The sequence below is a fragment of the Marivita sp. genome, assembly GCF_020055675.1.
Taxonomy (GTDB): domain Bacteria; phylum Pseudomonadota; class Alphaproteobacteria; order Rhodobacterales; family Rhodobacteraceae; genus Marivita.
On record NZ_JAIPUS010000055.1, the window covers coordinates 1 to 7048 of the forward strand.

General features: G+C 62.2%; 6 protein-coding genes. 4 read left to right on the forward strand and 2 right to left on the reverse strand.

What is annotated here, in order from left to right; genetic code table 11:
- Together LCF59_RS17130 and LCF59_RS17135 are read left to right on the forward strand one after the other, a co-directional pair.
- On the forward strand, positions 1-1179 hold a 1179-nt coding region (locus LCF59_RS17130; protein ID WP_292288837.1), incomplete at its 5' end, for an ATP-binding cassette domain-containing protein.
- Between the two features lies 1 nt (position 1180).
- A complete protein-coding gene (locus tag LCF59_RS17135) occupies positions 1181-2368 on the forward strand; it encodes an HlyD family efflux transporter periplasmic adaptor subunit (RefSeq protein WP_292288838.1) in 1188 nt (395 codons plus the stop codon).
- Here LCF59_RS17135 and LCF59_RS17140 read toward each other — a convergent pair whose 3' ends face one another.
- Positions 2369-2971, reverse strand: coding sequence for a flavin reductase family protein (locus tag LCF59_RS17140; protein WP_292288839.1), 603 nt, complete (start codon positions 2969-2971; stop codon positions 2369-2371).
- Between the two features lie 98 nt (positions 2972-3069).
- Between LCF59_RS17140 and LCF59_RS17145 the strand changes: the two genes are divergently transcribed.
- Together LCF59_RS17145 and LCF59_RS17150 are read left to right on the forward strand one after the other, a co-directional pair.
- Positions 3070-3555, forward strand: coding sequence for a GNAT family N-acetyltransferase (locus tag LCF59_RS17145; protein ID WP_292288840.1), 486 nt, complete (start codon positions 3070-3072; stop codon positions 3553-3555).
- Positions 3556-3586: 31 nt separating this feature from the next.
- Entirely contained in the window at positions 3587-4336 is a 750-nt protein-coding gene (locus LCF59_RS17150) for an EcsC family protein (protein WP_292288841.1), read from the forward strand.
- Positions 4337-4646: 310 nt separating this feature from the next.
- Here LCF59_RS17150 and ptsP read toward each other — a convergent pair whose 3' ends face one another.
- A complete protein-coding gene (gene ptsP / locus LCF59_RS17155) occupies positions 4647-6887 on the reverse strand; it encodes a phosphoenolpyruvate--protein phosphotransferase (protein WP_292288842.1) in 2241 nt (746 codons plus the stop codon).
- Between the last annotated feature and the right edge of the window lie 161 nt (positions 6888-7048).

Below are 7048 nucleotides of genomic sequence, written 5' to 3' on the forward strand. Positions count from 1 at the left end.
AAGAAGATGATCCGTTTGACCCAAGAAATGCAGGGGGCCAGCGCCAAATCCTCGCGTCTGTTGCACGAGGCGATTTTTGAACTTGATACCCTCAAGACCCAACGCGCCGAGGATCGGTTTCGGCGGTTGTGGACGGAGTTGACCACGCTTCAGGCGGTGAAATCCAGCGATCAGCGCAAGCTGGCCTCGACGTTGACGTTCTGGAGCCAAGGGGTGCAGCAGGCCACGTATATCACAGCGATCATCACCGGCACCTATCTGGTGTTCGCGGGCGAATTTACCGTGGGGTCGATCATCGCGGTCAGCATCCTGACAAGCCGCACCTTGGCCCCGCTGACGCAGCTTTCGGGCACCATGGCGCGGTGGAGCAATGTCAAATCGGCGCTGAATGGCTTGGACACCATCGCCGAGGCCGAACAGGACAGCGCACCTGACAGGACCTATTTACGACGCGAGAGCATCGACGGCGGGTTCGAGTTGCGCGAGGTGCAGTTTGGCTATGACGAGGGCGCGGCACCGGTGTTGGACATTCCCGCGTTGTCGTTGCAACCGGGGCAGAAACTGGCCGTTCTGGGGGCCAATGGATCGGGCAAATCCACTTTCCTCAAGCTGCTGTCGGGGCTTTATGCGCCGATGAAGGGCCGGGTGATGCTGGATGGGGCCGATATGCATCAGATCGAGCCGCGCGATTTGCGGCGCTTGATCGGGTATCTGGGCCAAGACGTGCGCCTGTTCACGGGCAGCTTGCGTGAGAACCTGAACCTGACGTTGCTTGAGCGCAACGATGATCGGCTGTTGGCGGCTTTGGACTTTGCAGGGCTGGGGCAATTCGTGAAAAGCCACCCCAAGGGTCTGGACCTTGAGATTCGTGATGGCGGGCAGGGGTTGAGCCAAGGGCAGCGGCAATCCATCGGTTGGGCGCGGCTGTGGCTGCAAGACCCCAAGGTGTGCCTGTTGGATGAACCCACCGCCGCGCTTGACCAGACGCTTGAGAAGACCTTGGTCAGCCGCTTGGAAAGTTGGCTTGAGGGGCGCACGGCGGTGATTGCCACGCATCGGGTGCCGATCCTGCAACTGACGGATCGGACGATGATCTTGCAAAACGGGCGTCTGGCCGTCGATGGGCCGCGCGATCAGGTGCTTGCGCATCTGGCGCAGGGCGGCAAGGAAGGGGCCTGATATGAGCGCAAGCAGCACCAACCTTGCCGCGCAGTTGAACGAGCGGCTACGCGGCCCGAGCCTGACCATTTGGCTTTGTGCCATCACGGTGTGGCTGTTCATTCTGTGGGCGGCTTTTGCGTGGGTGGATGAGATCGTGCGCGCGGAAGGCTCGTTCATCTCGTCCTCGCGCCCGCAGATCATCCAGAACCTTGAGGGCGGTATCCTTTCGGAACTGATGGTGCAGGAAGGCGATATCGTGCAGCGCGGTGATGTTCTGGCCCGACTGCATGGCACGCAGTTCAAATCCTCGGTCGAGGATTTGCGCGATCAGATCACCGCCTTTGAGATTCGCCGCTTGCGGCTGGAGGCGGAACTGGCCGGGCAGTATGATTTCACGGTGCCCGCCGACATGGCCCTGCGCAGCCCCGAGATGGTGGCCTCGGAAAAGGCGCTTCTGAAGGCGCGGCAGGAGGATTTCGTCAAGCGCAGCGAGGGCGCGAAACAGGTCATGGAACAGGCGGGCGAGGAAATGCGCTTGTTGGAGAACCTGCTTGAGAAAAAGATCGTCGCCCTGATCGAGGTGACGCGCGCGCGTGGTGCCTATGCCGATGCCAAGACCCGCTATGACGAGATCGTCACGCAGACCGAGTTGGATCGTGCCAAGGAATATTCGGAGACCTTGAAGGAACTGGGTACGCTCAAGCAGAACCTGAAATCCAGTCAGGACCAGTTGAACCGCACCGTGCTGGAAAGCCCGATGCGCGGGATCGTCAATAACCTCAATGTCACCACGATTGGCGGGGTGGTACGCCCCGGTGAGCAAATTCTGGAGATCATTCCGCTTGATGAGGAGTTGTTCGTCGAGGCCAAGGTTGCCCCGGAAAACATCGCCAATATCCGCAAGGGCCAAGAGGCGACGATCAAGCTGACGGCCTATGATTACACGATTTTCGGGTCACTCAAGGGCGTGGTGGATTTGATTTCCGCCGATACCTTCGAGGATGAAAAGGCCCGCGACCCCGATGGCAACCCGCATTACAAGGTGACGCTTCGGGTGGATACCGCCAACCTGACGCCCCGGCAGGAGCGCATCGAGATCCGCCCCGGAATGCAAGCGCAGGTGGAGTTGCACACCGGCGAAAAGACCGTGCTGCAATACCTTCTCAAGCCGCTGTACAAAAGCCAGGAAGCGTTCCGCGAGCCGTGATTATTCAGGGCGTTTCATGGTGAAGGTATCGCGGACCACGGTGTAATCCTGATAACCCATGCGCGCCAGCGGGCGGTATGTGCCGGGGTCAAAGAACCCATCCGTCAGGCAGTCGTCGCGCATGTGGACGCCCGTGACCTCGCCAAAAACCGCGAAGTTCGCGTCGCCCGGAAGCGCAACAATCTGGGTCAGGCGGCATTCAAGGGCGGCGGGGGCCGAGGCCACGCGTGAACAGGCGATTGTTTCGCACTCGGCCCGGTCGATTCCGGCATCGGTGAATTCATCCACCCCGCGCGGCCATGCGCCGGAGCTTTGGTTCATGGCGTCGCGCTGTGCCTCGCCCACGATATTGACGCAAAACAGGCCGGTGTCGCGGATATTGGCGACGCTGTCCTTGGTGCCTTCGCGGTCGGGCTTGGCCGAGGTGGAGGCGAACATCACCTGCGGCGGCACATAGGCGACCGCGTTGAAGAAGGAATAGGGGGCGAGATTGTCCTGCCCCTCGGCGCCACGGGTCGAGATCCAGCCGATGGGGCGGGGGGTGACGATGGCGTTGAACGGGTTGTGGGGCAGGCCGTGGCCGTCTTCGGGGCGGTAGAACATGCGGGGAAAGCTCCGTGTTTGCCGATTGTCAGCTTGCGTGATAGGCGGTTTCGCAGCGAATTGCACGGGGTGTGCACGCGTCAACGAAGAGCGGTGCCATGTTCACCCTGAGCCCTGAAACCAAGGAAGATTGGTGGGAGGTCGAGGCCCTTTACGACCTGTGTTTCGCGCCGGGGCGCGAGGCGCTGTCGTCTTACCGGTTGCGGGATGATGTGCCGCCTGTAACCGCGCTGTCGCGGGTGGCGCGGGATGAACGGGGAATCCTGGGCGGCGCGGTCCGGTACTGGCCGGTCCGTGTCTGTGGTGAAAGGGTTTTGCTTCTTGGCCCCATCGCGGTGCATCCCACGGCACAGGGCGAGGGGCTGGGCGGCGCGCTCATGCGGGACAGCCTGGACCAGGCCAGACGTGACGGCTGGGCGCGGGTTCTCCTGGTGGGCGATGCGCCTTATTACCAGCGCTTCGGATTCGTACGGCTGGATGGCGTGGAAATGCCTTCGCCGACCAACCCTCAGCGGGTGCTGGGCCTGGAGCTGGAGCCGGGGGCCTGGCAGGATTTACGCGGCCTGGTGGAGCGCGGCGCTTGAACCCGACACAAAACGCCCCCAGTTGTACGGTATGACCGGAACCAATCTTGTCTCCAGCGGGACCCAGACCTCTATTGCCGACCTTGCCAGACGCCACAGGGCTGCCGGCGGTGTCGGCTTGCAGGTGCTCAACCTGATCGGAGGCCAGGCAGAGACGTTGATGGAGCGGTTGCCGCACCAGGTAAGGCGTGGCCTGGATGACGCCACCGAGCGCGCGTTGCGGGTGGCCCTGCAGGCTGCGAGACAGTCGCGCGGCGTGGTGCCGGACCAGAAGGGCTGGCTCAACAGCGCTGCAGCGACGGCCATGGGTGCGATGGGCGGTGCAGGCGGCTTGCCCACGGCGTTGGCAGAGTTGCCGGTGACGACGACCGTCCTGCTCAGAGCCATCCAGGGGATCGCGGCCGAACACGGGTTCGATCCGAACGACCCGGATGTTCTGGCAGATTGCCTGACCGTTTTCGCCAGCGCCGGTCCACTTGCCGATGACGACGGGGCCAACATGGCGTTCCTGACCACGCGCGTGACGCTGACGGGAACGGCGGTGCACGGGATCATGAAATCGGTGGCGCCGAAACTGGCGACGGTTCTGGGTCAGAAGCTCGCCGCACAGACGATACCGATTCTGGGCGCAGCCGCGGGAGCGGCGACGAACTATGCCTATACCAGCTATTACCAGGAAATGGCGCATGTGCATTTCGGGCTGCGGCGGCTGGCGATCAACAGTGGCACGTCGGAGGCATTGCTGGTCGAAGAATTGCGCCGGGCGGTGAAAAGCGTCTGAAGACCGCGTAAATCGCGCATCCTGTTCACCAGATCTTAACGTTAATGGTACAAGTTGGACATGTTCCCGGATGAAATCCGGGTATGGGCGGACGGGCGTTATGATCCAATCATGATCCGGCACCGGACCAGAACGCACCCGTTCGCCCGCAAACACGTCAACAGCACGCAGGCCGGAAAACCCGGCCTTGAACAGCCAGAATGGCTGGAGCGTGCTGTTGCGGTTTGCCGTGCGAGGGCCCCGCATCCGGAAAGCTGCCGGATTTGTTCGCAGGCTGTGTGCTGGCACGCACCACGGCGCGCACGTGCGGTCACGTCAACCCGCGCAGATACTCCATCACGGCAGGGCGCACCGATTGCTCTCCGGCGTCGCGGGCGTCGTGGATCACCTTGCGCACATCATCAAGATTGCAACGCCGCAGCAGGTGCTTCACCGGACCGATAGAGGCCGGCCGCATGGACAGCGATGTCAGGCCGATGGCTGCCAGGCACAGGGCCTCGACGGGGCGGCCGGCATCTTCGCCGCAGAACGACACGTTGGTATTGCTGGTCCTGCAGCGTTGCAGGATGTCTTCGATGAAGGTCAGGAAGCTGACGTTCAGCGTGTCATAGCGGCGGCGGACACGCTCGTTCTCGCGGTCGGCTGCAAAGAAGAACTGCTTGAGGTCATTGCCGCCGATCGACAGGAATTCCACTTCTTCGTAGAATTTCTTGCTTGCGAAGGCGAGCGACGGGGTTTCCAGCATCGCTCCGATTTCGAGCGTTTCTGGGGGCCGATGTCCGAGCTTCTTTTCCCGGGCGAGTGCCTTGTCGACCTCGGCGCGCGCGGCGCTGTATTCTTCGTATTGCGCGATGAACGGGAACATGATCGACAACGGCCGGCCGTTCGCGGCGCGCAGAAGCGCCTGGAGTTGCATCCGCATCACGCCCGGCTTGTCGAGCCCGACGCGGATCGCGCGCCAGCCCAGAGCCGGGTTGGGTTCGTCCTCGGCCTGCATGTAGGGCAGAACCTTGTCCGACCCGATGTCGAGCGTGCGGAACACCACGCGCTTGTTCTTTGCTGCGTCCAGCACGCGGGCATAGAGCGCGGCGAGCTCGTTGCGCTTGGGCATCTGGCTGCGGACGAGAAATTGCAGTTCTGTGCGAAACAGGCCGACCCCTTCGGCGCCCGAGTTTTCGAGGGAGGGCAGGTCGGCCATCAGGCCGGCGTTCATCTCGAGCCGGATGGTCTTGCCGCACAGCGTGACCGCCGGTTTCTCGCGGATAGAGGCATAGCGTTCCTGTGCCTGCGCCTGCATGGCCATCTTGTCGCGGAACGCGCCGACAACGATGTCATCGGGGCGCAGGTGGACGATGCCCTGGTCGCCATCGACCATGATGTGATCGCCGTTCAGTGCCTCGTTCTGCATCCGTTTGGCGTTGATCACCAACGGGATGGCGAGCGCGCGGGCGACGATGGCGGCATGGCTGCCGACCGATCCTTCCTCGAGCACGATGCCGCGCAATTGACGGCCGTATTCGAGCAATTCGCCAGGACCGATATTGCGCGCCACCAGAATGGGGTTTTCAGGCAAATCGGCACCGGTCTGTTGGCCCTGGCCGGTGATGATGCGCAAGAGCCGGTTCGACAGGTCGTCGAGATCCTGCAGGCGTTCGCGCAGATAGGCGTCGGTGGCTTGCAGCATCCGGGCGCGCACGTCGGATTGTTCTTTCTCGACGGCGGCTTCGGCGCTCAGACCCCGGTCGATGTTTTCCTCCATCCGGCGCAACCAGCCCTTGGAATTGGCGAACATGCGATAGGCTTCGAGCACCTGCACCTGTTCGGTGTCGCCCGACGCGACTGCGAGCAGTTGATCGACGCTGATCCGCAGGTTTTCCACTGCTGTCGTCAACCGGGTGCGTTCGGTTTCGGGATCATCGGCGACAAGGTTGGTCACCACCACGCGCGGTTCGTGCAGCCAGACATGGCCTTCGGCGGTGCCTTCCTGTGCCGTGACACCGCGCACCAGGACCGGCTGGGTGTGGCGGGCGCGCAAGGCAGCCCCTTCGCCGACAAAAGCGCCCAGTTCGGTCATTTCGGCCAGCACCATCGCCACCACTTCGAGCGCGTATATTTCGTCGGCGCTGAATTCGCGAGCATCCTTGGATTGAACCACCAGCACGCCCAGCTTTTCGCCAAGCCGCTGGATCGGGACACCAAGGAAACTGGGATAAATCTCTTCACCGGTTTCGGGCATGTATCGAAACCCGCGTGCCGAGGGTGCGTCGGCGGCGTTGATGGTCTTGCCAGAGCGGGCGACGCGTCCAACAAGCCCTTCGCCCAGCTTCATCCGGGTCTGGTGTACGGAGTCGGGATTCAGGCCCTGCGTCGCGCAGAGTTCGAGTGTTTCCTCGTCACGGAACAGGTAGATAGAACACACTTCGGTGCCCATGGAATCGGCCGTCAGATGGGTGATCTGATCCAGCCGCTCTTGTCCGGCGGCCTCGTTGGCCATCGTGTCACGCAGCCGCCCAAGCAGCTTGCGGCTTTCGCTTTCCGCCCGCTCAACCATAGCTCTGCCCCTCATGACCGACTGATACAACGGCCTTGGTCACTTTGTCAGTCGGCCTTTTCCAGTTCAAATGCATCATGCAGCGCCTGAACCGCAAGTTCCATGTATTTCCGGTCGATCAGGACAGAAATTTTTATCTCGGAGGTTGTGATGACCTTGAT

Excerpts from the sequence above, each read along its gene's own strand:
- LCF59_RS17135 (WP_292288838.1), top strand. The coding sequence starts at position 1,181 with ATGAGCGCAAGCAGCACCAACCTTGCCGCGCAGTTGAACGAGCGGCTA.
- LCF59_RS17140 (WP_292288839.1), bottom strand. The coding sequence starts at position 2,971 with ATGTTCTACCGCCCCGAAGACGGCCACGGCCTGCCCCACAACCCGTTC.
- LCF59_RS17145 (WP_292288840.1), top strand. The coding sequence starts at position 3,070 with ATGTTCACCCTGAGCCCTGAAACCAAGGAAGATTGGTGGGAGGTCGAG.
- LCF59_RS17150 (WP_292288841.1), top strand. The coding sequence starts at position 3,587 with ATGACCGGAACCAATCTTGTCTCCAGCGGGACCCAGACCTCTATTGCC.
- ptsP (WP_292288842.1), bottom strand. The coding sequence starts at position 6,887 with ATGGTTGAGCGGGCGGAAAGCGAAAGCCGCAAGCTGCTTGGGCGGCTG.